The following is a 26642-nucleotide window of genomic DNA, read 5'->3' as shown; positions in this document are numbered from 1 at the left end:
TGGCGCGCGCTTTCGGCCTGCCGCCGTGCTGGGCAGGTCGGCGCGCAGGGCGGCGCAAATGCGAGCAACAGAGCGCCCACATCGGCGGCGCGGGTGGTTCGGCCTTGCGGGACCCTGAAGCGCGCGCGATGCTGCCCCCAATTGACGGAAGAAATTTTTTGAAAATTTTTACGCGCGGCTGCGAGAGGACGGGACGCCCCTCTGCCGCGCCGAGGAGCGAAACCGTGACAATCGAGGACTTCATGACGGCGGCCGAGGGCCGCCCGAGCGGCTTTGACTATATGCGACTGCTGCTCTCGGTTCTGGTTCTGGCGATTCACAGCGTGCAGATCGCCTATGGGCAGCAATTCTACATGGAGGTGATCTGGAGCCATTTCCCCAGCGACGGGCTGGCGATGACCGTGCTGCCGATGTTCTTTGCCCTGTCGGGCTTTCTGGTGGCGGGCAGCCTCTATCGCTGCCGCACGCTGTTTTCCTTCATGGGGCTGCGGTTCATCCGCATCTATCCGGCGCTGGCGGTGGAGGTGGTGCTGTCGGCGGTGGTGCTGGGACCGCTGGTGACCTCGCTGGCGTGGCCCGAGTATTTCGCCGCCGAGGAGTTCGCCCGCTACCTGCTCAACGCCACTGGCCATGTGAGCAACGAGTCGATGTATCTGCCGGGGGTCTTCGCGGGCAACCCGCAGGAGGGCATGGCGAACGGCCAGCTGTGGACGGTGCCCTACGAGCTTTATTGCTACATCGGCCTTGGCCTTCTGACGCTGCTTGGCGCGCGGCGCGACCGGCGCGTGCTGCTGCTGGGTCTGCTGGCCTTCCTGACCCTGTCGGTGGTGAAAATGGGGCTGCGCACCGGCTGGCATTTCGACCCTTGGGTTGGCACGGTCACCGGACGGGCGCTGGTGCTGGCCTTCGTCTGCGGCGTCTGCCTGCATGCGTGGCGCGAGGTGATCGCCGTGCGGTTTGGATTCGTGCTGGCCGGCGCGGTGATCGCGGTGATCGCGTTCAGCCTTAGCGGGCTGGGCCAATACGTGGGGATTTTCGCGATCTCTTACGTGACGGTTGGGCTGGGGCTGATGAATGTGCCGCGGCTTGGCGTGCTGAAGCGGGCCGATCTGAGCTATGGCATCTTCCTGTATCACTTCATCATCGAGCAGTTGGTGGCCTATCTGCTGCCCGGTCTGCGCGAATGGTATTGGATCACGCTGGTGTCGCTGCCGGTGACGGCGCTGGTGGCGCATCTGTCGTGGGTGCTGATCGAGCGCCCGGCGCTGCGGCTGCGGCGGCATGTCTTTGCGCTGGAAAGCTGGGCGGTGGGCGCGATGCCCGCGCTGGCCGGGCGTGGCGCGCTGCGCTGATCCGCGGGCGCAGGCCCTATCGCAAAAAGGCCCGGACGTATGCCCGGGCCTTTTCAAATTCTGCGAGGGTGGCACTTAGACCAGACGCGAGGCTTCTTTCGCGGCGCGCACGAAATCCTTGAAGAGCGGGTGCGGATCGAAGGGCTTCGATTTCAGTTCCGGGTGGAACTGCACGCCAAGGAACCACGGGTGATCGGGCCATTCCACGATCTCGGGCAGGCGGCCATCGGGCGACATGCCGGAGAAGCAGAGCCCGCCTTTTTCCAGCGCCTCGCGGTATTTGATGTCGACCTCGTAGCGGTGACGGTGACGCTCGTCGATGGCGGTGGTGCCGTAGATCTCGGCCACTTTCGAGCCTTCGGTCAGAACCGCGTCATAGGCGCCGAGGCGCATGGTGCCGCCCTTGTCGTCGCTCACCGAGCGGTTCACGCGCTGGTTGCCCTGCACCCATTCCTTGAGGTGATAGACCACCGGCTCGAAGCGCTTCTCGCCCTTCTCGTGGTCGAACTCTTCCGAGCCCGCCTTGGCCACGCCTGCGACGTTGCGCGCCGCTTCGATGACCGCCATCTGCATGCCGAGGCAGATGCCGAGATAGGGCACCTTGTGCTCGCGGGCGAATTGCGCCGCCTTGATCTTGCCCTCGGTGCCGCGCTCGCCGAAGCCGCCGGGCACGAGGATCGCATCGAAGCCTTCGAGATGCGGCGCCGGGTCTTCCTGATCGAAGAGCTCGGCATCGACCCAAGAGACATTCACCTTCACCCGGTTCGCCATGCCGCCATGGGTCAGCGCCTCGGCGATCGACTTATAGGCGTCTTCGAGCTGGGTGTATTTGCCGACGATGGCGACATTCACCTCGCCCTCGGGGTTGTGGATGCGTTCCGAGACGTCTTCCCACTTTTCGAGGTTGGGGCGCGGCGCCGGGGTGATGCCGAACGCATCGAGAACCGCCTGATCGAGCCCCTCGCGGTGATAGGCGAGCGGCGCGTCGTAGATCGACGACAGGTCCTGCGCGGCGATCACGCTGTCGGGGCGGACGTTGCAGAAGAGCGCGAGCTTCTCGCGTTCCTTCTGGGGAATCGGTCCCTCGGAGCGGCACACGAGAATGTCGGGCGCGAGGCCGATCGAGCGCAGTTCCTTGACCGAGTGCTGCGTCGGCTTGGTCTTCAGCTCGCCCGAGGCCTTGATCCACGGCAGCAGCGTCAGGTGCATGAACACGCATTGGCCGCGCGGCTTGTCCTGGCTGAACTGGCGGATGGCTTCGAAGAAGGGCAGGCCCTCGATGTCGCCGACGGTGCCGCCGATCTCGCAGAGCATGAAATCCACCTCATCCTCGCCGATCGAGATGAAGTCTTTGATCTCGTTGGTGACGTGCGGAATGACCTGAATGGTCTTGCCGAGGTAGTCGCCGCGGCGCTCTTTCTCGAGCACGTTGGTGTAGATGCGGCCCGACGAGATGGAATTGGTCTTGCGCGCCGGAACGCCGGTGAAGCGTTCGTAGTGGCCAAGATCGAGATCGGTCTCGGCCCCGTCGTCGGTGACAAAGACCTCGCCGTGTTCGAAGGGGCTCATAGTGCCCGGATCGACGTTGAGATACGGATCGAGCTTGCGCAGGCGGACCGAAAAGCCCCGCGCCTGCAGCAGCGCGCCAAGCGCCGCGGAAGCCAGACCCTTGCCGAGCGAAGAAACGACACCGCCGGTGATGAAGATGAAACGTGCCATTGGCAGCGCGACCCCGTGATTTGCGTCAAAATGGAGGACACCCACGGCCCAACGAGCCGCAGCATCACGGGAGTCCACGTATAAAGGATTCGGGCCGCACTGTCTAGCCAACCGCAAGATGCTGTTGCGGCTGACAGGCGGCCCTCAAGCTGTTGTTAGTCTGGCGGATATTAGTCCGCGCTGGGAACCATCGGCGCATCCGCGCCAGAATTGGTGCCCGTCTCGCCCGACGGCGGCGGCAGCAGGCCATCCGTGTCGAGCGTTGCCGGAGCGGAGCCGTCGCTCTCTTCGGCGGAGCTGCCGCCGGTGAGCCGGTCCATGACCGAGGTGCCGCTTGCATCGCTCGCCGCGAGCACCGTCAGGGTGATCGAGGTGATGATGAAGGCGATGGCGAGCCCCCAGGTGATCTTGCCCAGAGCCGTGGCTGCTGCGCGTTGGCTCATGGCGCCACCGCCGCCGCCGCCCATCCCAAGGCCGCCGCCTTCGGATCGCTGCAGAAGCACCACGCCGATAAGCGCGAGCGCAAGGAGGAGGTGCACGATGAGGATCACGTTTTCCATGGGGCGTCTCAGGCATTCCGGCTGTGTTGAACGGGCGCTGTGTAGGGCAAGGCGACTGCACACGCAACCCGGCTCTTGGCGGCAATGCGGCGGCAGCCACCCGTTGCGGCATGTAAGTCAGGCTGGACGTCAGGATAGAGGTCAGGCGCGCGGCGCCAAAACAGCCGCAGCACCGCCCGCTGCCCGCGCTTCATTGTTCCACAAATACGCACTCTTGGGCGCAGCGGCAGGGCGGCCTTCAGTGGGGCTGAGAGCGGAGGTTCCCCAGTCAAACCCGGTGCGGCACATGACAGAATTTCTTGTCTGAGTGAAAAGGTGCGGCTACCGTTCGCCTCATGGTTGGTGATCGTCCCCTTCTTGGTGTCCTTTTGATGCTTGGTTTCTGCATCGTCGCCCCGATGGGTGACGCGACGGCCAAGCTGCTTGGGGACAAGGTCACGATCGGCCAGCTGCTGCTTTTGCGCTTTGCCATTCAGGCGCTGGTGCTGGCACCGCTGGTGATCGCCACCCATCGGGTCTGGCGGATGCGGCGGCGAATCTTCGCCCTGACCGCGCTGCGCACGCTGCTGCATATGCTGGGCATTGGGCTGATGTTCGCCGCGCTGCGCCATCTGCCGCTGGCCGATGCGGTGGCCATCGCCTTTGTCATGCCGTTCTTCATGCTGCTGCTCGGCCATTATGTGCTGGGCGAGGAGGTGGGCTGGCGGCGGCTTGCGGCCTGCGGCGTCGGGTTTGTCGGCACGCTGCTGGTGGTGCAGCCCGCCTTTGCCGAGGTCGGCTGGCCGGCGCTGCTGCCGCTGGGCGTGGCGCTGAACTTCTCGCTCTTCATGCTGGTCACGCGGCAGATCGCGCGCGACACCGATGCGATCTCGCTGCAGGCGATCTCGGGCGGGATGGCGGTGCTGATCCTCGTGCCGGTGCTGGCGCTGCTGCCGGGGGCCATGCTGCCCGCGCTGGAGTGGAGCGGCGACGGGGCCGAGGTCTGGGGGCTGATCCTTGGCATTGGCCTGCTCGGGACGCTGGCGCATCTGCTGATGACATGGTCGCTGCGCTTTGCGCCCGGCGCGACGCTGGCGCCGATGCAATATCTGGAGATTCCCTTCGCCACGCTGTTCGGCTTTCTGGTCTGGAACGACCTGCCGGACGGGCTGGCGACGGTGGGCATCTGCATCACCGTCGCCTCGGGGCTTTATATCCTCATGCGCGAGCGGGCCATCGCGCGTCGGCTTGCAGCAGCGCCTGCGCCAGTGGCGCCAGATGCTGCGCCGGCAGAATGATCAGCATCTTCGGGGCATCAAAGCTCAGATCCACGCGCGGCGCATCGGTCTGGTTCGACGTGCCGGTGATCCCATCGGGGCTGAAACGCAGCCCGTCGATCGGCCAGCGCAGCCCCGAACTGGTGCCGCCACAGTCCGCCATCGGATAAAGCGAAAAGCGGCAGCCGATGGGCAGCTCGAGCGAGATCCGCGGCGGGCAGAGTGCCACCACGTCATCGCGGCCCACCAGCAGGCAGCGGCGGTCGGGGTGACGCGCCAGAACCGTCATCGCCGCCAGTTGGTGATCAAGCCGTGCACCAAGAAAGCCCGCCGCATAGACCAGAGGCGCCGCGATGTTGCGCAGACACTTGTCGAAATCGGTGCTGTCCTGTTCCGTGATAAGGTGGATTCGCTCTGGCGGGATCGCGGCGCGGGCGTCGTCTGTCAGGGAATTGAGATCGCCGATCACCGCATCGGGGATCACCCCGGCTGCCAGCAGCGCATCCGCGCCGCCATCGGCCGCCACGCGCAGCTGAGCCTTGTCCAGCAGCGGCGACAAGAGGTCGGGCGGGCAGTCTCCGCCGCCCGCCAGCAAGACGGGTCCATCGGACCTGAGACGTTCGGACGTTCCGGGATTCATGGCTTTTTAGTGGCTTCTCGCGAAAACGACCACAATTTGGTCATGAAATGATACGGTGAAAACCTCAGATTCGGTCAGCTTTGGTCTCCTAGTGGATGGTAAACAGTTTGTTGCAGATCGAGTGAAAGAGTGAGCGGCACATGGTGAGTTCCAGCAAGATATTGACGGTCTCCTACGGCACCTTCTCCTGTACGGCAGAAGGGTTCGAGGATCCCCTCGCGGTGGTCAAGGAGAGCACGAATTTCTTCCGTGGTGTGGTGCGGGAAGATCGCTTCTTCGGTGCCGAGCCGCCGCAGTTTGATCCCGAGCTTGCCGCGCAGCTTATGCAGGCGCAGGTCAGTGCCGACGCGCAGAGCGGCCGTCTGGTGCTGCGCGGGCCGCTGGCCGATGCGGCGATGCCTGCGGCAGCGCAGGCAGGTGCCGATGTGGTCGGCCCCGACGCCGAGCGCGGCATGGAACAGGCGCTGAGCGAGGCCGCCGAGCGCGCTGCCGCCGAAGCCGCCGCTGAGGAAGCCGCCGCCGAGGAAGCTGAGCTTCAGCGCGAAGCGGAGGCTGCTGCCAAAGCCGCCGCCGAATCCACGCAGGCTGAGACGCAGGCCGAGATTCTGGCCGAAGGCGATGACAGCCTCTCCGCCGAGGCGGCGTTCTTTGCGGCGGAAAGCGCCGCGCCCGCCCATGACGCCTTTGACGATGATTACGACGACGAGCCGGTTGCCGCTGTTGCCGCGCCCGCCGCGCCGGTTGCGGGCATCGTTCCGGCCTCCGACGACAGCGTGGCCGCCAAGCTGCGCCGCATTCGCGCCGTTGTGTCGGGCGGGGCCGTTGCCGCGACCGCGCCGGACGTGAGCGAAGACGCCGATCAGAACGGTGAAGACACGGTTGCCGCCGTCTCCGCCATGCTCGGCACGCTCGATATGGATGCGCCCGAGGTCCGTGATGTGGCCCTTGATGAGGCCGCTGAAGACGCGGACGACGCAGAGGATATGCAGATCGACCTGTCGGTGCTGCAGGGCGAAGATTGGGACGACCAAGAGGATGCCACGGATGCGGACCTTGAGGCAGAGCTCGACGCGCCGGTCGCGGACGCCCCCTTTGCGCTGACCAAGGCTTTTGCCGCCGCGCCGGACAATGCTGAAGAGGCTGAGATCGAGGCGGCTGCGCCCAAAGCTGCGGCCCCCGCGAAAGTGGTCCGGGTTGCACCTGAGGCTTCCGCAGAAGCCGCCACCGACACCGCCACCAACACCGCGCCGGAGGCCGCAAAGCCGTCCAAACCGCGCCGGGTGCGCGTGGTGAAGGTGAGCCGCGCCGCCTTCGACGCCGCCGTGGCGACGGGTGCGCTGGAAGAAGTGCGCCAAGAGCCTGCCAAGAGCAGCCTCAGCGCCGATGACGAGGCCGACCTTGCCCGCGAGCTTGAAGCGGTGAAGGCCGAACTGGCCGCCGGTCTCGAGGATGAATGGGACGAGGTCGACGATCTCGATCAGATCAGCGCGGCGGCGGAAGAGGCCCAAGCGGACACGCCCGTGCCCGCCGAGACGCTGCTTGCCGAGCTTGAAGCCGAGACCGAAGAAGAGAGCGCTTGGGACGACGAAGACCTCGAAAATGAGGATTTCGACGACGAAGCATGGGGCGACGACGATTGGGACGATGAGGATGACGACGAGGAAGACCTCGCCGCCTCCGCAGCTGCCCGCGATGCCCTGCTCGACGATGAGGATGACGAAGACGACGATCTGGCCGAGGAATTCGCCGAAGCTTTCGACGCGCCGCTGGATGAGGCCGATGAGGACGGTGACGATCAGGACTGGGATGATCAGGCCAGTGACGATCAGGACAGTGAAGAGCAGGACGGTGACATCGAAGAGATGATCCGCGCCGCGCAGCAGGACGTGCGCAAGGCGGTGAAACTCTCGAGCCCGGCGCGCATGATGCTGACCGAGACCAGCGTCGAGGACAATGACACCTCGCGCATCCTGAACGAGACCAACACCCAGCTTGAAGAGCCCGAGGGCAACCGCCGCCGCAGCGCCATCGCGCATCTGCGCGCCGCCGTGGCCGCAACCCGCGCCGACCGTCTGCTGGGCCGCAAGAAAGACGCCGAAGAGCAGGCGCAGCCCTACCGCGAGGATCTGGCGGATGTGGTGCGTCCGCGCCGCCCCGCGCCGGCTCCGCAGGCCGCCAGCGAGCGCCCGGTCGTCGAGGCTCCGCTGCGCCCCGCGCCGCTGAAGCTGGTCGCCGAGCAGCGCGTGAACGAAACCGCGGATGCGCCCGAAGCGCCGCTGCGTCCGCGCCGCGTGACGCTGGCCGATCTGGAAGAGCAAGCCCCCGCGGGCGTTCAAGGCGATTTCGCCAGCTACGCCGAAAGCGTCGGCGCGCACGACCTGCCGGAGCTTCTTGAGGCCGCAGCCTCTTACCTGTCGTATATCGAGGGCCGCGCCCAGTTCTCGCGCCCGCAGCTGATGACCAAAGTGCGTCAGGTGGAAGGCGAGGACTCGAGCCGCGAGGATCGCCTGCGCAGCTTTGGCCAGCTTCTGCGCGACGGTAAGATCGAGAAGACCGGCGGCGGGCGATTCACCGTCTCTGACCGGATCAGCTTCAAGCCCTCGGCCCGCGCCGCAGGCTGACCGGCGGCCAAGACCCCGCCATCAAAGCGCCCCTGCGAGCCATCGCGGGGGCGCTTTGCGTTTCACTGGGCCGGTCGGGTCATCTGGCCGGGCGTTTCACTGGGCCGGGGCGCCTCGTTCACGGCGATGTGCCTCGCGCGGCGGGAACAGGGCAGGGGGGACCGCTCGTTTGATCTGTGACCCGCAGCGCCGAAGCGCGGCGCGCCGGACCGGACCAAACGGAGATTGAGATGAAAGATATTGTTGCAGACCCCGCCATCGCCCCGCAGCCCTATGAGAGCCTCGACCGGTTCGAGGGCGCTACGGTGATCGTCACCGGTGCCAGCACAGGGATCGGCCGCGCCACCGCCCGCCGCTTCGTGCTGGAAGGCGCCAATGTCGCCATGGTGGCGCGCAGCGAAGACGACCTTGCAGAGGCCGCAGAGGGGCTGCCCGAGGCGCGGGTGCTGAAGATCAGCGCCGATGTGTCGAAGGAAGAGGACGCCAAGCGCATCTCAGCCGAGACGCTGGCGCATTTCGGCGCCATCGACGTGCTGGTGAACAACGCCGGGACCGCCGTCATGGGCAGCATCGAGGAGGTGGACCGCGAAAGCTGGGACAAGGTGATCGATACCGATCTCACCGGGCTTTACATGGTCACCCGCGCCGCATGGCCCGCGCTGCGCACGGCGCGCGGCAATGTGGTCAACACCTCTTCGGTCTCGGGCACAGGGGGCGATTGGAACATGTTCGCCTATAATGCCGCCAAGGGCGGGGTCACCAATCTGACCCATGCGCTGGCGCTGGACGCGCGCGAAAGCGGCGTGCGGGTAAACGCGGTGAACCCCTCGATCACCCGCTCGGCGCTGACCGAGGATATGTTCGAGAACGAAGAGCTGCTGCAGAAATTCATGGAGCGCCTGCCGCTGGGCCGTCCCGGCGAGCCCGAAGATGTGGCGGCGGCGATCTGCTTTCTGGCCTCGCGCGATGCCTGTTTCATCAATGGTGTGAACCTTGCGGTGGACGGCGGGCTGTCGGCCTCGAACGGTCAGCCGCCGCAGGCTTGAGTTGCGCGCCTAAGAAGCGGGTCTTGGGGGATGGCGGTTTGCGCCGGGCCCGAGGCTGCGTGCGTGGAAGGCTGCGTATTTGTAAAAGAGAAGAAGGGCAGGGCGTGGGTGCGCTCTGCCCTTTTCTGCGCCGTCCGGTGGTTGGGCGGGGGGACGGCGGCAGATCTGCGCTGGGCGCGGCAAATGGCGGAATTTGGTCGGCATATTCGGCAAATGCCCGCGCTTTGCGCGACGCGCTGCATCACTTGAGAGTTCTTTTGCGCCCCGCCTTGTCGTCGCGCGGGGGCGTGTCTACATCACCGGGATGAAAAGCCCGATCCCCTTCCTGAAAAGCAAACCCACCGTCTCGGTCGTGCGCCTGCAGGGCGCCATCGGCATGGCGGGACGCGGCAGTCTCAACGACACCACGCTGGCCCCGGTGCTGGAGCGCGCCTTCCGGCGCGGCAAGCCCAAGGCGGTGGCGCTGGAGATCAATTCGCCCGGCGGCTCGCCGGTGCAGAGCTCGCTCATCGGCGCGCGCATCCGGCGCCTTTCGGAAGAGACCAAAGTGCCGGTCTATGCCTTTGTCGAGGATGTGGCGGCCTCGGGCGGCTATTGGATCGCCTCGGCGGCGGATGAAATCTTTGCCGACGAAAGCTCGATCCTCGGTTCGATCGGGGTGATCTCGGCGGGCTTCGGCGCGCATGTCTTTCTCAGCCGGCAGGGGATCGAGCGGCGGGTGCATACCGCCGGGAAATCGAAAAGCATGCTCGACCCGTTCCGTCCCGAGAGCGAAGAGGATGTGGCGCGGCTCGAGCGCATCCTCGGCCAGTTGCACGAGACCTTCATCACGCAGATCAAGGAGCGGCGGGGCGGCAAGCTTGCCAATGATCCCGACCTCTTCACCGGCGAGATCTGGATCGGGCGCTCGGCGGTGGAGGTCGGGCTGGCCGATGGCACCGCGCATCTGGTGCCGGGGATGAAGGCGCGGTTTGGCGACAAGGTGAAGTTCCGCCGCTATGGCGTGAAGAAGCGGCTGATCCCGAAGCTGGGCCTGAGCCTTGCCGAAGAGACGATGGGGCTGATCGAGGAACGCGCGGGCTACGCGCGCTTCGGGCTCTGACATGCTTGCAAAGATTGTCGCCCTCTTCCTTGTGGTCATCGCGGTGCTGGGGATCTTCGGCAAGCTGCGGTTGCCGGGAGTGGGGCGGTTGAGCCGCCGCGAGGCGGGAAAGAAATGTCCGCGCTGCGGCCGGCATAAGATCGGCAAGGGGCCCTGTCCCTGCGGCGAACGAAAGGTCTGAAATGGTTTTTGTCTACGCGGCCCTCGGCCTTGTGATCCTGCTTCTGGCGGGGGATGCGCTGGTCAAGGGGGCGGTGAACCTGTCTTTGCGCATGGGGATCCCGGCGCTGATCGTCAGCCTCACCATCGTGGCCTTCGGCACATCCGCGCCCGAGCTGCTGATCTCGATACAGGCCGCGCTCGACGGCGTTCCGGGGATCGCGCTGGGCAATGTGGTGGGCTCGAACACCGCCAACGTGCTGCTGGTGCTGGGCATTCCGGCGCTGATCACCGTGCTGCACACCTCCACCCACGACACGCGCAAGAGCTATGCGATCATGATCGGCGCCTCGCTGCTGTTCATCGCGCTGGCCTTCCGCGGCACCTTCGACTGGATCGCGGGGCTGGTGATGCTGGGCGTCATGGCGCTGATCTTGTGGGATTTGGTGCGCGACGCGCTGAGCCACCGCAAGAACGGCAAGGCCGATGCCGAGCTTGAGGATCTGGAAGAGCCCGAGGGTGCGGATCCCGACATGCCGGGCTGGAAGATCGCGGTCTATCTGGTGCTGGGCCTCGTCGGCCTGCCGGTGGGCGCCAACCTGCTGATCGACAGCGCCACCGAGATCGCCGCCATGTTCGGCGTGCCCGACACGGTGATCGGCCTCACGCTGGTGGCGCTCGGCACCTCGCTGCCCGAGCTTGCGACCACGGTGATGGCGGCGATCCGGCGGCAGGCGGATGTGGCGCTTGGCAACGTCATCGGCTCGAACGTGTTCAACCTGCTGGCGATCATCGGCGTCGCGGCGCTGATCAAGCCGATGCCGGTGGATCCGCAATTCCTGAGCTTCGATCTGTGGGTGATGCTGGCGTCCTCGCTGATCCTCGTGCCCTTCGTCTTCATGAAGCGCGACATCGGACGCGTCTGGGGGGTGGTGCTCTCGGCGCTTTACGTCGGATATGTCAGCTACGTTCTGATCTGATCGGTTTCGGGGGGAAGACATATGGGTATCGAGAAACGCGCGCTGGTGACCGGCGCGGGCAAGCGGCTGGGCCGGGCGATGGCGCTGTATCTGGCGGAGCGCGGCTTTGACGTGGCGGTGCATTACGGCGGTTCGGCGGAGGCGGCCGAAGAGGTCGCGGCGCTGGTGCGCGAGAAGGGCGGCCGGGCGGTGACGCTGCAGGCCGATCTGCTGGACGAGCGGCAAGTGACCCCACTGGTGGGGCGCGCTGCCGAGGCGCTTGGCGGGCCGCTCGGGCTGCTGATCAACAACGCTTCGATTTTCGAGCATGACGACATGGAGACCGCGACCCGCGACAGCTGGGACCGGGCGATGGAGTCGAACCTGCGCGCGCCCTTCGTGCTGCTGCAGAGCTTCGCGGCGCAGGCGCCTGAGGCCGAGACCGACGCGCGCGGCGAGCCGCGGGCCCGCGCGCTTTGCGTCAACATGCTCGACCAGCGGCTGCGCAAGCTGACGCCGGAGTTCATCAGCTACACGCTGGCCAAATCGGCGCTCTGGACGCTGACCCAGACCGGGGCACGGGCGCTGGCGCCGAAGGTGCGGATCAACGCCATCGGGCCGGGGCCGACATTGCAGGGCGCCGATCAGAGCGCCGAGGGCTTCGCCACGCAGCGCGCGGCGACGGTTTTGCAGCGCGGATCGAACCCCGAGGACATCTGCGGCGCGCTGGGATATTTCCTCGATGCGCCGGGGGTGACCGGGCAGTTCCTCTGCACCGATGGCGGCCAGCATCTGGCTTGGCAGACACCCGACACCTGCGACCGCGACTAAGGTCGCGGCGGGGCGGCTGCGACAAGTTGTGCACCTGTCACACGCGCGTTACCCAAGTGTTAGGAAAGCATCAAGCTTTCAAGGGTTTGCGCGAAGCGGCGTAAATCTTTCGAGCCAAATCAACACGTTATGTTTTGGCACAATTTTTGTGCAAATCGACGAAACGGCAAGGATTCAAGGGAAAATCGCAAAACCCCGGAATTCCCCCTCAGGGTTATCCACAGGAACAGTGGATGTATTCTTCCTTGATCTCAGGGGGCCGGCATTGCAGCGAGATGCAGAATCAAGGCAAGCGGTGAACAGACCGGAAACGACGTGATGAACGACGAAGCAGACATTCCGAAAGTGGCGCCGAAACGCGGCTACGAGGTCATCCACGGCTACCTCAAGACGCTCGACTCCAGTCCGGGCGTCTATCGCATGCTGGATGACCAGAGCCGGGTGCTCTACGTTGGCAAGGCGCGCAATCTGAAGGCGCGGGTGTCGAGCTATTCGCGGCCCTCGGCGCAGCACTCGCGGCGGATCAGCCGGATGATCTCGGAAACCGCGTCGATGATGTTCCTGACCACGCGCACCGAGACCGAGGCGCTGCTGCTGGAACAGAACCTGATCAAGCAGCTCAAGCCGAAGTTCAACGTGCTGCTGCGCGACGACAAGAGCTTTCCGAACATCCTTGTCACCACCGAGCATGACTTTCCGCAGATCAAGAAGCACCGCGGCGCAAAGACCGAGAAGGGGGCCTACTACGGTCCCTTCGCCAGCGCCGGGGCGGTCAACCGTACGCTGACGCAGCTGCAGCGGGTGTTCTTGCTGCGCAACTGCTCGGACTCGATGTTCGACAGCCGCACGCGGCCCTGTCTGCTGTTCCAGATCCGCCGCTGTTCGGGGCCCTGCACGGGCGAGATCAGCGCCGAGGATTACGCGGAATCGGTGCGTGACGCGCAGCGCTTCCTGTCGGGCAAATCCACCGAGATGCAGGCGCGGCTGGCGGATCAGATGATGGCCGCCTCCGAGGCGATGGAGTTCGAGCGCGCCGCGGCGCTGCGCGACCGCATTCGCGCGCTGACGCAGGTGCAGTCGGTGCAGGGCATCAACCCGCAGGGCGTGGAAGAGGCCGACGTCGTGGCGCTGAATATGGAGCATGGGCAGGCCTGCGTGCAGGTGTTCTTCATCCGCTCGGGGCAGAACTGGGGCAACCGCGACTTCTATCCGCGGGTCGGCGATGACGTGGAGGAGGCGGAGGTGCTCGAAGCCTTCCTCGGCCAGTTCTACGACACCAAGGAGCCGCCGCGGTTGGTGCTGCTGAGCCATGAGATCGAGAGCCCGGATTCGATGTCCGAGGCGCTTAGTGGCAAGCTGGGCCGCAAGGTCGAGATCGCGGTGCCAAAGCGCGGCGAGAAGGCAGAGCTGGTCGAGGGCGCAGCGCGTAACGCGCGTGAGAGCCTCGGGCGCCGCATGGCCGAGACCGCGACACAGGCCAAGCTGCTGCGCGGTGTGGCCGAGGCCTTCGGGCTCGACGGGCCGCCGCAGCGCATCGAGGTCTATGACAACTCGCACATTATGGGCACCAACGCCGTCGGCGGGATGATCGTCGCCGGGCCGGAAGGCTACATGAAGAACCAGTACCGCAAGTACAACATCCGCGGTGAGGACCTGGTGCCGGGCGACGACTTCGGCATGATGAAAGAGGTGCTGACGCGCCGCTTCACCCGGCTGCTGAAAGAGGACCCCGAGCGCGACAAGGGGCTCTGGCCCGACCTGCTGCTGATCGACGGCGGTGCCGGGCAGGTCTCGGCGGTCTGGGAGATCATGCAGGAGTATGGCGTCGAGGATATCCCGATGGTGGGCGTCGCCAAGGGCGTCGACCGCGACCACGGCAAGGAAGAGTTCCACCGCATCGGCGAGCGGCCCTTTGCGTTGCAGCGCAATGATCCGGTGCTCTACTTCATCCAGCGGCTGCGCGACGAGGCGCACCGCTTCGCCATCGGCACGCACCGCGCCAAGCGCGCCAAGTCGCAGATGGCCAACCCGCTGGATGAGGTGCCCGGCGTCGGCGCGGCGCGCAAGCGGGCGCTGCTGCAGCATTTCGGCTCGGCCAAGGCGGTGGCGCGGGCGAATCTGGCGGATCTGAAGGCGGTGGACGGGGTGAGCGAGGCGCTGGCCGAGCGCATCTATGATTTCTTCCACGAGAAGGGCTAGGCAAGTTTCTTCGAAGAAAGTTGCAAAAGCCTTCGAAGGCTTTTGACCGCGCCCGCCGCTGGCATAGTTCCTTTTGTGCTGCGGCCATGTTATGGCGGCGCATCTTTACCCAAGGAGAGAGGCCATGGCCCATAAGGTGTTCATCGACGGCGAGGCTGGTACCACCGGTCTGCAAATCCGCGAGCGGCTCGAAGCGCGCGCGGATATCACGCTCGTTCAGGTGGACCCGGCCCGACGCAAGGACGCCGATGCGCGTTCTGAGGCGCTGGCCGAAGCCGATGTGGCCATCCTGTGCCTGCCCGATGATGCTGCGCGCGAGACCGTGCGGCTCGCCGAGCCGCATGGCACGAAGATCATCGACGCCTCCACCGCGCACCGTGTCGCCGAAGGCTGGGTCTTCGGGTTCGCCGAGATGGCCGAGGGTCAGCGCGAGGCGATCGCCGCGGCGCAATTCGTGTCCAACCCCGGCTGCTGGTCGACCTGCGCCATTGCGCTGATCCGTCCGCTGGTGGAGGCGGGGCTGATCGACCCGGCCGCAGGGCCGGCCATTTCCGGCGTGTCGGGCTATACCGGCGGCGGCAAGGGCATGATTGCCGAGTATGAAAGCGGCGAGACCAATGGCTCGTTCCTCTATGGCGCGTCGCAGGGCCACAAGCACCTGCCGGAGATCGTCAAGCACGGGCTGCTGAGCGCGGTGCCGGTGTTTGTGCCCTCTGTGGGCGCCTATGCGCAGGGCATGGCAGTGGCGGTGCAACTGCCCGCCATGGGCAGCGAGGGCCAGGCCGCGGCCGAGGCGGCGCTGCGCAAGGCCTATGCCGGTGAGCGCTTTGTGTCGGTGGTCGATGCATCGGTGCATGAGCCCCGCGTGATGCCGCAGCGGCTCAACGGCACCAATGCGCTGGAGCTTTCGGTGCATGGCAACCCGGCGACCGGCGCGGTGACGCTGATCGGCGTGCTCGACAACCTTGGCAAAGGCGCGTCGGGCGCGGCGGTGCAGAACCTCAACATCATGCTCGGCTGCGATGAGGCGGCGGGGCTGAGCGGGGCCGAGGCCGCGGCGGCCTGAGCGCTGGTGCCGGGAGGGGGCGCTGCCCCCGTCCGCTGATGCGGACTCCCCCGGCGTATTTGGCAAAGAGAAGAAGGGGCGCGGTCCGGCGGGGCGGCGCCTTTTTTCGTGGGCTGCGCCCGGGGGAGGCGGCGCGGCGCGCGGGCATAGAAAAACGCGGCGCCTCGGGGGAGGCACCGCGTTTGCAATTCCGGACCTGAGGCGGGCTCAGGTGTTGAACAGGAAGTGCAGCACGTCGCCGTCCTTGACCATGTAGCTCTTGCCCTCGGCGCGCATCTTGCCCGCTTCCTTGGCGCCCTGTTCGCCCTTGCAGGCGACAAAATCATCATAGGCGATGGTCTCGGCACGGATGAAGCCGCGCTCGAAATCGCCGTGAATGACGCCAGCGGCCTGCGGGGCGAGCGTGCCCTGCGGGATGGTCCAGGCGCGGGCCTCTTTGGGGCCGACGGTGAAATAGGTCTCCAAGTGCAGCAGCTCGTAACCGGCGCGGATGAGACGGTCGAGCCCGGCCTCTTCGAGGCCCAGCTCCGAGAGGAACATCTCGGCCTCTTCGCCGTCGAGCTGGCTGATCTCTTCCTCGATCTTGGCGGAGATCACCACATGGCTGTTGCCCTGCGCGGCGGCCATCTCGGCGACCTTTTCCGACAGCGCGTTGCCGGTGGCGGCCTCGTCCTCGTCGACGTTGCAGACGTAGAGAACCGGCTTGGAGGTCAGCAGCTGCAGCATGCGCCACTGTTTGGTGTCCTCGGCATCAACCTCGACGAGGCGCGCGGGCTTGCCCGCTTCGAGCATCGCCATGGCGTCTTTCATCAGGCGCTCTTGCTGGATCGCCTCTTTGTCGCCGCCGCGCACCTTGCGCACGATGTTCTGCAGGCGCTTCTCGAGGCTCTCCATGTCGGCGATGATCAGCTCGGTCTCGATGGTCTCGGCATCGGCCACCGGGTCGACACGGCCATCGACGTGGGTGACGTCGTCATCCTCGAAGCAGCGCAGCACATGGGCGATGGCGTCGGTCTCGCGGATGTTGGCGAGGAACTGGTTGCCGAGGCCCTCGCCCTTCGACGCGCCCTTCACCAGCCCGGCGATGTCGACGAAGGTCATCCGCGTGGGGATGATCTGCTTCGACCCGGCGATCTGCGCCAGCGTGTCGATGCGGCTGTCGGGCACGGCCACGTCGCCCACATTGGGTTCGATCGTACAGAAGGGGAAGTTGGCCGCCTGCGCGGCGGCGGTCTTGGTCAGGGCGTTGAAAAGGGTCGATTTGCCCACGTTGGGCAGACCCACGATCCCCATGCGAAATCCCATGTCGTGCTCCTAAGGCTCGGGCTTGGCGTTCTTGCGGTCGCGCCGCTTCTAGTCGCCGCCCGCGCCCCTTGCAAGCGCCAGCCCCGACAGATGCGGCACCTGACGGTACCAGAAGCGCCAGTAGAGCAGCAGCGCCGCAACGCCGAGGCCAAGGCTCAGGCCCATCCAGACGCCGCCCGCGCCATAGCCCAGCGGGAAGCCCAGCACATAGGCGGCGGGCAGGCCGATCAGCCAGTAGGACACGGCGGCGATGATCATCGGCACTTTGGTGTCCTGCAGACCGCGCAGCACGCCCAGCACGATCACCTGAATCGAGTCGACCAGTTGGAACACCGCGGCGAGCAGCAGCAGCAGCGTGCCAAGCCGCAGGATCTCGGCCCGGCGCGGCTCGTCGTCCGACAGGAAGAGGTCGATCAGCGTCTCGGGCATGCCAAGGAACAGGATCACCGTCAGGATCACGGTGCCGATGGAGAGGATCTGCGCTGCCATGGCGCCGCGGGTCAGGAAGGGCAGGTCGCTGCGGCCCATGGCTTGACCGGCGCGCACCGTGGCGACGTTGGAAAAGCCGAGGTGAATCATGAAGATCGCGCCCGAAAGCTGCATCGCGATGCCATGCGCCGCCAGCGGCAATGTGCCCAGCCAGCCGACCAGCACCGCCGTGGCGGCAAACAGCCCGACCTCGGCCAGCGTGGTGAGACCAATGGGCCAACCAAGCTGGAACACCTCGCGCAGCATCTCCATGTCTGGGCGCCAGAAGTGGAACCAGATCTGATGCTCGGGCAGGCGCAGCCGCGCATAAAGGATCACCCCGAAGAACGACGCGCTATGGGCGCAGATCGAGGCGATGGCGGCACCGCGGATGCCAAGCTCTGGCGCGCCCCAATTACCGAAGATCAGGGCGTAATTCGCCGCCGCATTGACCAGCGCCGCCGCGACGGTGATCCAAAACACCGCGCGGGTGTGTTCAAGCGCCGCGAGATAGCTTTTGAAGACCATGACGCCGAGCGCGGGCAGCAGACCGCAGCCCGCGATGCGCAGGTAGGTCTGGGCGTTTGCCGCAACGATATCGTCCTGTCCCAGAAGCCGCAGCAGCGGGCCCGAGAACCACAGGATCGGCAGCGCCAGCAGGAAGAAGGCGGCGGACAGCCACAGGCCCATGCGGGCGACCCTGCGCACATGCACCTCGTCGCCGCGCGCGGCGTATTGCGCGACCATCGGCATCACCGCAAAGGCAAACCCCGAGCCAAAGAGGAACAGCACCTGAAACAGCGTCATCGACAGTGTCAGGGCAGCCAGTTCCGGCACGCCATAGCGCCCCATCATCACCGTATCGGTCAGACCGATGGTGAGCTGCGCCAGATGGCCGCCAATGAGCGGCAGGCCCATCACCAGAACGGCGCGGATATGGGCGGAATATGGCAGGTCTTGCGTCATATACGGGCTTTATTCTGACGCAATTGTTCACGCAACCTCAGAGTGTGCGCAACAGGAGTTGGGCCGCGAAGAGTGTGACAATCGCGCCCGCCGCAGCTTCGAGCAATGCCAGCGCGCGGGCGGTGCCGGGTCCGGAAGCAAAGCGGGTCAGTGCGCCTTCGCGCAGCGAGACCGAGGCCAGCGCCACCACGAGCGTCACCGAGGCGGTGCCCAGCCCCATGGCGAAGGCGCCGAGGATGCCGGCCATGCCAATGCCCATCCGCCACGTGAGGATGAGCAGGAACAGCGCGCCGGTGCAGGGGCGGATGGCGATGGCACCGATCAGCAGAGCCGCGTCGCGCAGGGAGTGCACCTTTTGCGCCTGTTCAAGGCTGGGGCCATGGGCATGGCCGCAGGTCTGGCAGATGCCCTCGTGGTCGTGGTCGTGGTCGTGGTCGTGGTCGTGGTCGTGGTGAGCGTGTGCTGCGTGGCGGTCGGCCAGAAGGCGGCGCAGCCCGCGCGCCAGCAGGTAAAGGCCGATCCCGGCGATCGCAGCGTAGCTTGCCGGGGCGAACCAGTCCTCGGCGGCGGCGGTCATCCGCTCGCGCCCCCAGCCCAGCAGCCAAACCCCGGCATAGACCAGCAGCACCGCCGCGGCGGCCTGCGCGAGGCTCGAGGCCACCGCCAGTGCCGACAGTCGCCACAGCGCCACGCGCCGCCCCAGCCCGTAGCCGCCAATCAGCAGCTTGCCGTGGCCCGGTCCGACCGCATGGAAAAAACCGTAGCCGAAGCAGACCGCCATCAGCGCCATCATCGCTCCCGGCTCGCCAGCCCGCAGCGCCCGGAGGCCGCGCGCCATGGCGTTCTGCGCCTCGCGCTGGCCCTCCATCGCCATCACGGCCAGCCGGTCCGCACCGCCAAAGCCCCAGAGCCAGACCGCCACCGCCAGCACCAGCAGGGCGGCGAGCGTCAGGAGGCGGCGCATGTCACCTCGATGCGGTCGGCGAAGTCGCGGCCGGGCTCGATCTCGAGGAACTGATCCTCGGGGATCTGCGCCAGCTCCTGCTGCATCTTGCGCGCCGCCTCGTCGAGGTCGGGCTTGGCGACGGCCGCCGTGCAGGGGGCGGGCAGGGTGATCGGCAGGCTGGCTTCGAAGGCGATGTAATAGGTCGGGTCATAGGGCTCGATAACCAGACCGTCGGCGGGGGCGGGGCTGACGCTGCGGCGATGCACCGAGGTGATCCGCCCCTCGTCGACCGAGACGGAGACAAACTCTGGCGCGCCGAGGGCCAGCTTCTGCTCGCCCGAATACATGTAAAGATCGCCCTCGAAGCCCTCGTACCAATTGTCGAGATCGAAGCGTTCCAGCGCCGTGAGTTCCTCGGACGTTAGGGCGCCGTCGCCATCGGCATCGAGCCCCATGTCCTCGAGAATGAGCAGCGAGAAGAAATCGTCATAGCGCCAAGTCACCTCGACCGAGACGACATTGCGCTTTGCATCGAGGTCCAGCGCCAGCCCCACATCCGCAAAGACATGCGGATGCGCCTGCGCGGCCGGGGCGCAGAGCAATGCGGCGGCGAAGGGGGCGACGAGACGGCGGAGGAGTTTGCGGAAAGGGGGCATGACGGCGCGACGTTACAGGGTTTCAAAGCCGCCACAAGCTTTTGCCCCGAGCTTCGGCGGCTTCGTGCTAGGGTGGCCATATTTGAGACATGATTCCCTTGGGAAATTTTAATGGCAAGTTTGATTGATCTGACGGGGTTCGCCCCACAGGCCCGGCAATTTTTGTCCGAGCTTGAAGCAAATAATGACCGGGCGTGGTTTCACACGAACCGGCAACGCTACGACAGCGAGGTGAAGCGGCCCGCCGAACGCATGATATCGCTGCTGACGCCCGAGCTTGAAACCCTGTGCGGCGAGCGCCCCCGGCCCAAGCTGTTCCGGCCGCATAGGGACGTGCGGTTCAGTGACGACAAATTGCCGTTCCACACCCATCTGCACGCACTCTGGGCGTTGCCCGACGGCAGGGCATGGTATTTTGCGCTGTCGCCCAGCTACGCCACGGCGGGGGCGGGGATCCTCAAATTCGACGCGCGGCAGATGCTGGCGTGGCAAGCGGCGCTGATGGGGCGTGAGGGCGAGGAATTGGAGCGGTTCATCACCCGCAGCGAGGCGCGGATCGACCCGGCAGCGGATCCTGAACAGAGGGTGCCTGCGGGGCCGCGGTCGGAATTGATGCGGCGGCCGGGCTGCGTGCTCTGGATCGACGGCATCTACGATACGCTCAGCCCGGACCCGGTGGGCGCGTTACAGCAGTGCTATGCGCGGCTGCAGCCACTGCAGGACTGGCTGGGCCAGCGGCTCTGACCCTCACTCGGACGCGGTTTCCTTGGCTGCTTGCGTGGCAGCCGTCGGGCTCAGCGCCGAGCCTAGAATATGATCCGAGCGGTGGATCACATGCGCCGCGCCGCCGACGATCAGCGGATCGGGCGGGGTGGCGATGCGGCGATCCTTGCCGGGATAGTCCAGCGTCGACAGAAAGTGCCGCATGCAGTTGATGCGCGCGCGCTTCTTGTCGTCGGATTTCACCACCGTCCACGGCGCGTCGGCGGTGTCGGTGTAGAAGAACATCGCCTCTTTGGCTTCGGTGTAATCGTCCCATTTGCCAAGGCTCGCCTTGTCGATCGGCGACAGCTTCCACTGTTTCAGCGGGTCGGTCTCGCGGCTCTTGAAGCGGGCCTTCTGCTCTTCGCGGGTGACCGAGAACCAGTATTTGTAGAGCCGGATGCCCGAGCGCACGAGCATGCGTTCAAGCTCGGGGGTCTGGCGCATGAACTCGAGGTAGTCATTGGGCTCGCAGAAGCCCATCACCCGCTCGACGCCTGCGCGGTTGTACCACGAACGGTCGTAGAGCACGATCTCGCCCGCGGTGGGCAGATGTTCGACGTAGCGCTGGAAATACCATTGCCCGCGCTCTTCGACGCTGGGTTTGTTGAGCGCGACGACGCGGGCGTGGCGCGGGTTGAGATGCTCGGTGAAGCGTTTGATTGTGCCGCCCTTGCCGGCGGCGTCGCGCCCCTCGAAGAGCAGCACGAACTTCATGCCGGTCTCTTGCGCCCAAAGCTGCACCTTCAGCAATTCGGCCTGAAGCTGCGCCTTCTGCCGCTCGTAGCTGCGCCGGGCCATCTTCTTGGCATAGGGATACTCGCCGGTCTCGAACGCGTGGCGGATCTCGTCCGGGGTCGGCCCACGATGATGCGGCATATGCGGAGGGATGGCGAGTTTGGGGGCGGCGGCGCCATCCGGCGCCACGGCCGGAGTGTCGGCGGTGGGCTCATCTGCTTGCGGGGTCTTGGGCATCTGGGTCATCGCGAACTCCTCGGCGGCGGCTGGGCTCGTGTTGCCTCAGCCTATGCCCAAAGCCTGCGCCTGCCTTTGATACCTGTCAAATCCCGCCCGGCGGTTTAACCGCGCAAGACGCTGCGCCAATCATGCTGCGGGGAGAAACCGAGCATTTGCCGCGCCTTGGCGTTGCTGAAGAACGCCTGCCGCGGCTGCATCGGGGTTTTCACCGGCACGCCGCCGTAGAACTGGCTGCGCAGCGCCTCATTGTCCTGCGGCACGGCTAGGTCGTTGTTGACCACGTTGAACACCTCATATCCCAGCCCATCGGTGTCGAGACAGCGCTCCACCATCTGCGCCAGATCGCGCACGTCGATATAGCCGAACATATTGCGCAGCCGCAGGCCGGGGTCCTCGGCGAAAGCCGGGAAATCGCGGTGATAATCCTCGATCTCGCAGACGTTGGAGATGCGCAGCCCGTAGATGTCCTGCCCGCTGCGCTTCTGGATGCTGCGGGCGGTGGCCTCGTTGCAGACCTTGGAGATCGCATAGGCATCCTCGGGCACGGTCGGGTGCTCTTCGTCGATGGGCAGATAGGCGGGCTGGCGCGGGCCATCGGCGAAGCAGATGCCATAGATCGTCTCGGAACTGGCGAAGATCACCTTGGGAATGCCCAGTTTGGCGGCGGCCTCCAGCACGTTGTAGGTGGATTGCGTGTTGACCCGGTAGGTCTCGCAATCGGGCTGGATCAGAATGCGGGCGAGCGCGCCGAAATGCACCACGGCATCGAACTTCGGCAGGCCGGTGCCGGGCTCCAGCTCGTCGAAGCCCGCGTAGGAGGTGAGCGCGCCCCAGACCTGCCCGGGATCGGCAAGATCGGTGATCAGATCATGCACGCCGGGATGTCCGAGAGGCGCGAGATCGGCGTTCAGGATGCGGTGGCCGCGCGCCGCGAGATGCGGCACGACATGGCGCCCGGCCTTGCCGCTGCCGCCGGTGAACAGAATGCGCATGGGGGTCTCCTCGTGATGTCTCCTCGCCGTGCAGCTAAGGCGCCGGGCGCGGCGAGGTCCAGAGGCGGCGGAGGATTTGGCGGGCTCCCGCAGCATCATGGCCTGCCGAGCGGGCCGCCGCCGTCAGACATGCGCTTGATTTTCCCTTGGGTATCCGGCAGAGCTTTCGCGACATTCCGGGCGCTCCGCGCGCCCGCCTGCGAAGGGAAGGACCGCCATGACCCGCATCGACGCCAAATTCGCCGCGCTGAAGGAAGAGGGCAAGAAGGGATTCGTTGCCTATGTGATGGCCGGGGACCCCGATTTCGACCGCTCGCTGGAACTGGTGCGCGGTCTGCCGAAGGCGGGTGTCGACGTGATCGAACTGGGTCTGCCCTTCACCGATCCGATGGCCGATGGCGAAACCATCCAGCTGGCCGGGCAGCGCGCGCTCGAAGCGGGCATGACGCTGAACCGCACGCTGGAACTGGTGCGGGAATTCCGCAAGGGCGACGACAGCACGCCGATCGTGATGATGGGCTATTACAACCCGATCTACAGCCACGGCGTGGACAAGTTCCTCGAAGAGGCGCGCGAGGCGGGCATCGATGGGCTGATCATCGTCGACCTGCCGCCCGAGGAAGACGAAGAGCTTTGCATCCCGGCGCAGAAGGCGGGTCTGAACTTCATCCGCCTCGCCACGCCGACCACCGATGACAAGCGCCTGCCGAAAGTGCTGCAGAACACCTCGGGCTTTGTCTATTACGTCTCGATCACCGGGATCACCGGCGCCGCTGCGGCGCAGGCCACCGATGTCGGCCCCGAAGTCGCGCGGATCAAGGCGGGCACCGATCTGCCGGTGATCGTCGGCTTCGGCATCCGCACGCCGGAAACCGCCGAGAGCATCGCCGGGGTCGCCGACGGCTGCGTCGTCGGCTCGGCCATCGTCGCGGCCATGGCGGAGGGCAAGCCGGTCGCCGAGGTGCTGGGATTCGTCAAATCCCTCGCCGATGGGGCGCATCGCGCCTGACCCGGCTTGCGAGGCGGCGCAACGCCGCCTGATAGAACGCAGCCTGACACAAAATACCCCAAAGCCGCGCCGCCTGCCGAGCGCGGCTTTTTCGTGCCCGGCCGCAGAGCTTGCGTGGCGCGCAGCACGGCGAGGGGCGCTGCCCCTCGCGCTCCCCGGCGTATTTTCAAAGAGAAGAAGTGCAGGACCCGCCTTGGCGGGAATGGCGTGTTACCGCCACCAGCCGCATTGACACTCCGGGCCGCAGGCTTCATCTTCATTTGGTATACCATTTTGCGGGAGGAGCACTTTGGCAGAGATCACGGTGATCGGGCTCGGCTCGATGGGCATGGGCATGGCGCAATCGCTGCTGCGGGCAGGACACGTCGTGCACGGGCTGGATATTTCGACCGAGCGGATGGAGGCCTTCAAGGCCGAAGGCGGCGCCGAGGGCAGTCTCGCCGAGGCGCTGGCGGCAAGCTCGATCCTTGTCTGCGTGGTGCTGAACGCCGCGCAGACCCGCGAGGTGCTGTTCGGCACGGCCGGGGCTGCGGCGCATCTGCCGGAGGGCGCGGCGATCATTTCCTGCGCCACAATCGCGCCCAGTCAGGCGCGCGAGTTCGCCTCTGAGGCCTCGGCAAAAGGGCTGCACTATCTTGACGCGCCGATCTCTGGCGGCGCGGTGAAGGCGGCGCAGGGCGCGCTGTCGATCATGGCGTCGGGCACGCCCGAGGCCTTTGCCGCGGCGCAGCCCGCGCTCGACGCCATGGCGGCCACCGTGCATCCGCTTGGGGATGAGGCCGGGGCGGGCAGCGCGATGAAGGCGGTGAACCAGCTTCTGGCGGGCGTGCATATCGCCGCCATGGGCGAGGCGATGGCGCTGGGCGTGAGCCAGGGGCTCGATCCGGCGCGCATCGTCGAGGTGATCTCGGCCTCGGCGGGCACCAGCTGGATGTTCGAGAACCGCGGCCCGCATGTGGTCGAGGGCGATTACACCCCGCGCTCGGCGGTCAACATCTGGCCCAAGGATCTGGGCATCGTCGGCGGCATCGCCGGGGAGGCGCATCTTCCGGTGCCGATGACCGAGGCGGCGCTGTCGCAGTTCAAGGCCGCGGCGGAGGCGGGCGACGGGCTGATCGACGATGCGGCGGTGATCAAGGTCTACGCCCGCGCGGCGGGGCTGACCCTGCCGGGAGACGCGTGATGCTGCTGGGCTGTATCGGCGATGATTTCACCGGCTCGAGCGATCTTGGCAACACGCTGGTCAAGCAGGGCATGCGCACAGTTCAATACGTTGGCGTGCCGACGGGCGATGCGGCGCCGGAGGTCGAGGCCGGGGTGGTGGCGCTGAAATCGCGCTCCATTCCCGCCGCCGAGGCGGTGAACCTGTCTTTGCAGGCGCTGGAGTGGCTGCAGACGCAGGGCTGTCAGCAGTTCCTGTTCAAATATTGCTCGACCTTCGACTCGACCGCGGAAGGCAACATCGGCCCGGTGGCCGAGGCGCTGGCGGATGCGCTCGGCACCGAGAGCGTGATCTTCTGCCCGGCCTTTCCGGCGACCGGGCGGACGATCTATCAGGGCCATCTGTTCGTGCAGGATCACCTGCTGTCGCAGAGCGGCATGGAAAACCATCCGCTGACCCCGATGACAGACCCCGATCTGCGCCGCGTGCTGGCCGCGCAGGTCTCGCGCGGTGTTGGCCATGTGCCCGCCAGCGCGGTGTGGCAGGGGCCGGAGGCGATCCGCGCGCGGCTTGCAGAAGAGGCGGAGGCGGGGCGCGGCTTTGTCATCGCCGACGCGATCCGCGACGCGGATCTGCTGACCTGGGGCAAGGCGCTGGGGGGCAGCAAGCTGCTCACCGGCGGCTCGGGCATTGCGCTGGGTCTGCCGGGCAACTTCGCGCTTTCGGGCAAGGCCGGGGCATGGACCGGGCAGGGCGGGCAGGTGGTTGCGCTCTCGGGGTCCTGCTCGAACGCCACCCGCGCGCAGGTCGCGGCCCACGGTGGGCCGAAGCGCGAGGTCACCGCCGAAGAGGCGCTTGGCGGGCTGACCGCCGAGACGCTGGCGGAGTGGGCGGTGGCCCAAGACGGGCTGCCGCTGATCTACTCCTCGGCAGAGCCGGGGACGGTGGCCGAAGCGCAGAAAAAGCACGGGCGCGAGACGGTCGCCGCGGCGCTGGAGGGGCTTTTCGCCCAGACCGCCGCCGCGCTGGCCGCCAAGGGCGTCAAGCGGATCATCAGCGCCGGAGGCGAGACCTCGGGCGCGGTGGTCGAGGCGCTGGCCCCCGAGGCGCTGGAGATCGGGCCGGAGATCGACCCGGGCGTGCCGGTCATGCGCGCGGGCGAGATGGTGCTGGCGCTGAAGTCGGGCAACTTCGGCGCGACGGATTTCTTTGCCAAGGCGGCGCGCGTGATGGAGCAGGGCGCATGAGCGAGACCAAGCTGCGCGAGCAGATCTGCGAGATGGCCGCCTCGATGTTCCAGCGCGGCCTCACCGGCGGCGCATCGGGCAATATCTCGGCGCGCACCGAGGATGGCGGGCTGCTGGTCACGCCCACTGGCTCCAGCTTCGGCAGCCTCGATCCGGCGCGGCTGTCGCGTTTCGACGACCGCGGCATGCTGATTGGCGGCGACAAACCGACCAAGGAGATGCCGCTGCACAGCGCCTTCTACGAGACCCGCGGCAAGACCGGGGCCGTGGTGCACCTGCATTCGAGCCATGCGGTGGCGTGGTCGATGATGCCCGACATCGACCCCGAGAACCTGCTGCCGCCGCTCACCGCCTATGCGGTCATGCGGCTCGGCAAGGTGCGGCTGCTGCCGTTCTTCGTGCCGGGCGATCCGGCCATGGGCGATGCGGTGCGCGGGCTGGCGGGCAAACGCTCGGCGGTGGTGCTGGCCAACCATGGCCCGGTGGTCGCGGGCAAGGATCTGGAGGCGGCGGTCTATGCGATGGAAGAACTGGAAGAGACCGCCAAGCTGGCGCTGCTGCTGCAGGGGCACCGGCCGCGCATGCTCACCTCTGGACAGGTGAAGCAGGTGGTCGACAAGTTTGACGTGGAGTGGGACTGA

23 protein-coding genes are annotated in these 26642 nt (G+C 66.4%); 14 read left to right on the top strand and 9 right to left on the bottom strand.

All coding sequences use genetic code 11. The annotated features are described in order from the left end of the window. Positions 1 to 224 precede the first annotated feature (224 nt). On the top strand, positions 225 to 1352 hold the full coding sequence (locus tag ACXAD2_RS08320; RefSeq protein WP_475169020.1) for an acyltransferase family protein: 1128 nt from the start codon (positions 225 to 227) through the stop codon (positions 1350 to 1352). A gap of 75 nt (positions 1353 to 1427) precedes the next feature. On the opposite strand, the gene ACXAD2_RS08315 is transcribed toward ACXAD2_RS08320, so the two are convergent. Both ACXAD2_RS08315 and secG read right to left on the bottom strand, forming a co-directional pair. Next, positions 1428 to 3071 carry a CTP synthase gene (locus ACXAD2_RS08315; RefSeq protein WP_475169019.1) on the bottom strand — a complete coding sequence of 548 codons (1644 nt, stop codon included), beginning with the start codon at positions 3069 to 3071 and terminating at the stop codon, positions 1428 to 1430. A 170-nt stretch (positions 3072 to 3241) separates the two neighbouring features. After that, the gene (gene secG / locus ACXAD2_RS08310) at positions 3242 to 3631 is read right to left on the bottom strand and encodes a preprotein translocase subunit SecG (protein ID WP_475169018.1); all 390 of its coding nucleotides are present in this window, start codon (positions 3629 to 3631) and stop codon (positions 3242 to 3244) included. A 335-nt stretch (positions 3632 to 3966) separates the two neighbouring features. On the opposite strand from secG, the gene ACXAD2_RS08305 reads away from it, so the two are divergent. After that, on the top strand, positions 3967 to 4908 hold the full coding sequence (locus ACXAD2_RS08305) for a DMT family transporter (RefSeq protein WP_475169016.1): 942 nt from the start codon (positions 3967 to 3969) through the stop codon (positions 4906 to 4908). On the opposite strand, the gene ACXAD2_RS08300 is transcribed toward ACXAD2_RS08305, so the two are convergent. Further along, positions 4829 to 5527 (bottom strand): thiamine diphosphokinase, encoded by a 699-nt coding sequence (locus ACXAD2_RS08300; RefSeq protein WP_475169015.1) that lies wholly within the window; start codon positions 5525 to 5527, stop codon positions 4829 to 4831. The genes ACXAD2_RS08305 and ACXAD2_RS08300 overlap by 80 nt on opposite strands. A 140-nt stretch (positions 5528 to 5667) precedes the next feature. Here ACXAD2_RS08300 and ACXAD2_RS08295 point away from each other — a divergent pair, with 140 nt between their 5' ends. The 7 genes from ACXAD2_RS08295 (at position 5668) to argC (ending at position 15510) form a co-directional block, all read left to right on the top strand. After that, positions 5668 to 8148: a hypothetical protein gene (locus ACXAD2_RS08295; RefSeq protein WP_475169014.1), complete on the top strand. Its 2481-nt coding sequence runs from the start codon at positions 5668 to 5670 to the stop codon at positions 8146 to 8148. A gap of 230 nt (positions 8149 to 8378) precedes the next feature. Beyond that, positions 8379 to 9194 (top strand): meso-2,3-butanediol dehydrogenase, encoded by an 816-nt coding sequence (gene budC / locus ACXAD2_RS08290; RefSeq protein WP_475169012.1) that lies wholly within the window; start codon positions 8379 to 8381, stop codon positions 9192 to 9194. Between the two features lie 304 nt (positions 9195 to 9498). Further along, positions 9499 to 10296, top strand: coding sequence for a S49 family peptidase (locus ACXAD2_RS08285; RefSeq protein WP_475169010.1), 798 nt, complete (start codon positions 9499 to 9501; stop codon positions 10294 to 10296). 182 nt (positions 10297 to 10478) lie between these two features. Beyond that, positions 10479 to 11435 carry a calcium/sodium antiporter gene (locus tag ACXAD2_RS08280; protein WP_475169009.1) on the top strand — a complete coding sequence of 319 codons (957 nt, stop codon included), beginning with the start codon at positions 10479 to 10481 and terminating at the stop codon, positions 11433 to 11435. A 21-nt stretch (positions 11436 to 11456) separates the two neighbouring features. Then, positions 11457 to 12245 (top strand): SDR family oxidoreductase, encoded by a 789-nt coding sequence (locus ACXAD2_RS08275; RefSeq protein WP_475169006.1) that lies wholly within the window; start codon positions 11457 to 11459, stop codon positions 12243 to 12245. Between the two features lie 318 nt (positions 12246 to 12563). Next, entirely contained in the window at positions 12564 to 14444 is a 1881-nt protein-coding gene (gene uvrC / locus ACXAD2_RS08270) for an excinuclease ABC subunit UvrC (RefSeq protein ID WP_475169005.1), read from the top strand. A gap of 124 nt (positions 14445 to 14568) precedes the next feature. Beyond that, positions 14569 to 15510: an N-acetyl-gamma-glutamyl-phosphate reductase gene (argC, locus tag ACXAD2_RS08265; protein WP_475169003.1), complete on the top strand. Its 942-nt coding sequence runs from the start codon at positions 14569 to 14571 to the stop codon at positions 15508 to 15510. Between the two features lie 207 nt (positions 15511 to 15717). Here the strand turns inward: argC and ychF are convergent, their stop codons facing one another. The 4 genes from ychF to ACXAD2_RS08245 are packed head-to-tail and all read right to left on the bottom strand — an operon-like array spanning position 15718 to position 19851. After that, positions 15718 to 16815, bottom strand: a complete 1098-nt coding sequence (gene ychF / locus ACXAD2_RS08260; RefSeq protein WP_475169002.1) for a redox-regulated ATPase YchF — start codon at positions 16813 to 16815, stop codon at positions 15718 to 15720. A 48-nt stretch (positions 16816 to 16863) separates the two neighbouring features. Continuing rightward, positions 16864 to 18249, bottom strand: coding sequence for an MATE family efflux transporter (locus ACXAD2_RS08255; protein WP_066104809.1), 1386 nt, complete (start codon positions 18247 to 18249; stop codon positions 16864 to 16866). A 37-nt stretch (positions 18250 to 18286) separates the two neighbouring features. Then, a complete protein-coding gene (locus ACXAD2_RS08250; RefSeq protein WP_475168999.1) occupies positions 18287 to 19213 on the bottom strand; it encodes a nickel/cobalt transporter in 927 nt (308 codons plus the stop codon). Next, positions 19198 to 19851, bottom strand: coding sequence for a DUF1007 family protein (locus ACXAD2_RS08245; protein ID WP_475168997.1), 654 nt, complete (start codon positions 19849 to 19851; stop codon positions 19198 to 19200). The genes ACXAD2_RS08250 and ACXAD2_RS08245 overlap by 16 nt, the downstream gene beginning before the upstream one ends. Positions 19852 to 19962: 111 nt before the next feature. Here ACXAD2_RS08245 and ACXAD2_RS08240 point away from each other — a divergent pair, with 111 nt between their 5' ends. Beyond that, entirely contained in the window at positions 19963 to 20595 is a 633-nt protein-coding gene (locus tag ACXAD2_RS08240) for a DUF2461 family protein (RefSeq protein ID WP_066104818.1), read from the top strand. A 3-nt stretch (positions 20596 to 20598) separates the two neighbouring features. On the opposite strand, the gene ppk2 is transcribed toward ACXAD2_RS08240, so the two are convergent. Further along, the gene (ppk2, locus tag ACXAD2_RS08235) at positions 20599 to 21588 is read right to left on the bottom strand and encodes a polyphosphate kinase 2 (protein WP_475174787.1); all 990 of its coding nucleotides are present in this window, start codon (positions 21586 to 21588) and stop codon (positions 20599 to 20601) included. Positions 21589 to 21692: 104 nt separating this feature from the next. Continuing rightward, the gene (locus ACXAD2_RS08230) at positions 21693 to 22583 is read right to left on the bottom strand and encodes an NAD-dependent epimerase/dehydratase family protein (protein ID WP_475168995.1); all 891 of its coding nucleotides are present in this window, start codon (positions 22581 to 22583) and stop codon (positions 21693 to 21695) included. A 217-nt stretch (positions 22584 to 22800) separates the two neighbouring features. Between ACXAD2_RS08230 and trpA the strand changes: the two genes are divergently transcribed. The 4 genes from trpA (at position 22801) to otnC (ending at position 26642) form a co-directional block, all read left to right on the top strand. Then, complete coding sequence (gene trpA / locus ACXAD2_RS08225; RefSeq protein WP_475168993.1) at positions 22801 to 23592, top strand: tryptophan synthase subunit alpha; 792 nt, start codon at positions 22801 to 22803, stop codon at positions 23590 to 23592. Between the two features lie 289 nt (positions 23593 to 23881). Then, complete coding sequence (gene ltnD, locus ACXAD2_RS08220) at positions 23882 to 24775, top strand: L-threonate dehydrogenase (RefSeq protein ID WP_475168991.1); 894 nt, start codon at positions 23882 to 23884, stop codon at positions 24773 to 24775. Beyond that, a complete protein-coding gene (otnK, locus tag ACXAD2_RS08215) occupies positions 24775 to 26001 on the top strand; it encodes a 3-oxo-tetronate kinase (protein ID WP_475168989.1) in 1227 nt (408 codons plus the stop codon). Before ltnD ends, otnK begins: the two co-directional genes overlap by 1 nt. Beyond that, positions 25998 to 26642, top strand: coding sequence for a 3-oxo-tetronate 4-phosphate decarboxylase (gene otnC / locus ACXAD2_RS08210; protein ID WP_475168987.1), 645 nt, complete (start codon positions 25998 to 26000; stop codon positions 26640 to 26642). The genes otnK and otnC overlap by 4 nt, the downstream gene beginning before the upstream one ends.

The organism is Salipiger sp. ABN3_019 (assembly GCF_056158605.1).
The sequence above is the reverse complement of the archived record's forward strand: the minus strand, read 5'-3'. Positions and strand labels throughout refer to the sequence as shown.

Excerpts from the sequence above, each read along its gene's own strand:
- ACXAD2_RS08315 (WP_475169019.1), bottom strand. The coding sequence starts at position 3,071 with ATGGCACGTTTCATCTTCATCACCGGCGGTGTCGTTTCTTCGCTCGGC.
- secG (WP_475169018.1), bottom strand. The coding sequence starts at position 3,631 with ATGGAAAACGTGATCCTCATCGTGCACCTCCTCCTTGCGCTCGCGCTT.
- ACXAD2_RS08305 (WP_475169016.1), top strand. The coding sequence starts at position 3,967 with ATGGTTGGTGATCGTCCCCTTCTTGGTGTCCTTTTGATGCTTGGTTTC.
- ACXAD2_RS08300 (WP_475169015.1), bottom strand. The coding sequence starts at position 5,527 with ATGAATCCCGGAACGTCCGAACGTCTCAGGTCCGATGGACCCGTCTTG.
- ACXAD2_RS08295 (WP_475169014.1), top strand. The coding sequence starts at position 5,668 with ATGGTGAGTTCCAGCAAGATATTGACGGTCTCCTACGGCACCTTCTCC.
- budC (WP_475169012.1), top strand. The coding sequence starts at position 8,379 with ATGAAAGATATTGTTGCAGACCCCGCCATCGCCCCGCAGCCCTATGAG.
- ACXAD2_RS08285 (WP_475169010.1), top strand. The coding sequence starts at position 9,499 with ATGAAAAGCCCGATCCCCTTCCTGAAAAGCAAACCCACCGTCTCGGTC.
- ACXAD2_RS08280 (WP_475169009.1), top strand. The coding sequence starts at position 10,479 with ATGGTTTTTGTCTACGCGGCCCTCGGCCTTGTGATCCTGCTTCTGGCG.
- ACXAD2_RS08275 (WP_475169006.1), top strand. The coding sequence starts at position 11,457 with ATGGGTATCGAGAAACGCGCGCTGGTGACCGGCGCGGGCAAGCGGCTG.
- uvrC (WP_475169005.1), top strand. The coding sequence starts at position 12,564 with ATGAACGACGAAGCAGACATTCCGAAAGTGGCGCCGAAACGCGGCTAC.
- argC (WP_475169003.1), top strand. The coding sequence starts at position 14,569 with ATGGCCCATAAGGTGTTCATCGACGGCGAGGCTGGTACCACCGGTCTG.
- ychF (WP_475169002.1), bottom strand. The coding sequence starts at position 16,815 with ATGGGATTTCGCATGGGGATCGTGGGTCTGCCCAACGTGGGCAAATCG.
- ACXAD2_RS08255 (WP_066104809.1), bottom strand. The coding sequence starts at position 18,249 with ATGACGCAAGACCTGCCATATTCCGCCCATATCCGCGCCGTTCTGGTG.
- ACXAD2_RS08250 (WP_475168999.1), bottom strand. The coding sequence starts at position 19,213 with ATGCGCCGCCTCCTGACGCTCGCCGCCCTGCTGGTGCTGGCGGTGGCG.
- ACXAD2_RS08245 (WP_475168997.1), bottom strand. The coding sequence starts at position 19,851 with ATGCCCCCTTTCCGCAAACTCCTCCGCCGTCTCGTCGCCCCCTTCGCC.
- ACXAD2_RS08240 (WP_066104818.1), top strand. The coding sequence starts at position 19,963 with ATGGCAAGTTTGATTGATCTGACGGGGTTCGCCCCACAGGCCCGGCAA.
- ppk2 (WP_475174787.1), bottom strand. The coding sequence starts at position 21,588 with ATGCCCAAGACCCCGCAAGCAGATGAGCCCACCGCCGACACTCCGGCC.
- ACXAD2_RS08230 (WP_475168995.1), bottom strand. The coding sequence starts at position 22,583 with ATGCGCATTCTGTTCACCGGCGGCAGCGGCAAGGCCGGGCGCCATGTC.
- trpA (WP_475168993.1), top strand. The coding sequence starts at position 22,801 with ATGACCCGCATCGACGCCAAATTCGCCGCGCTGAAGGAAGAGGGCAAG.
- otnK (WP_475168989.1), top strand. The coding sequence starts at position 24,775 with ATGCTGCTGGGCTGTATCGGCGATGATTTCACCGGCTCGAGCGATCTT.
- otnC (WP_475168987.1), top strand. The coding sequence starts at position 25,998 with ATGAGCGAGACCAAGCTGCGCGAGCAGATCTGCGAGATGGCCGCCTCG.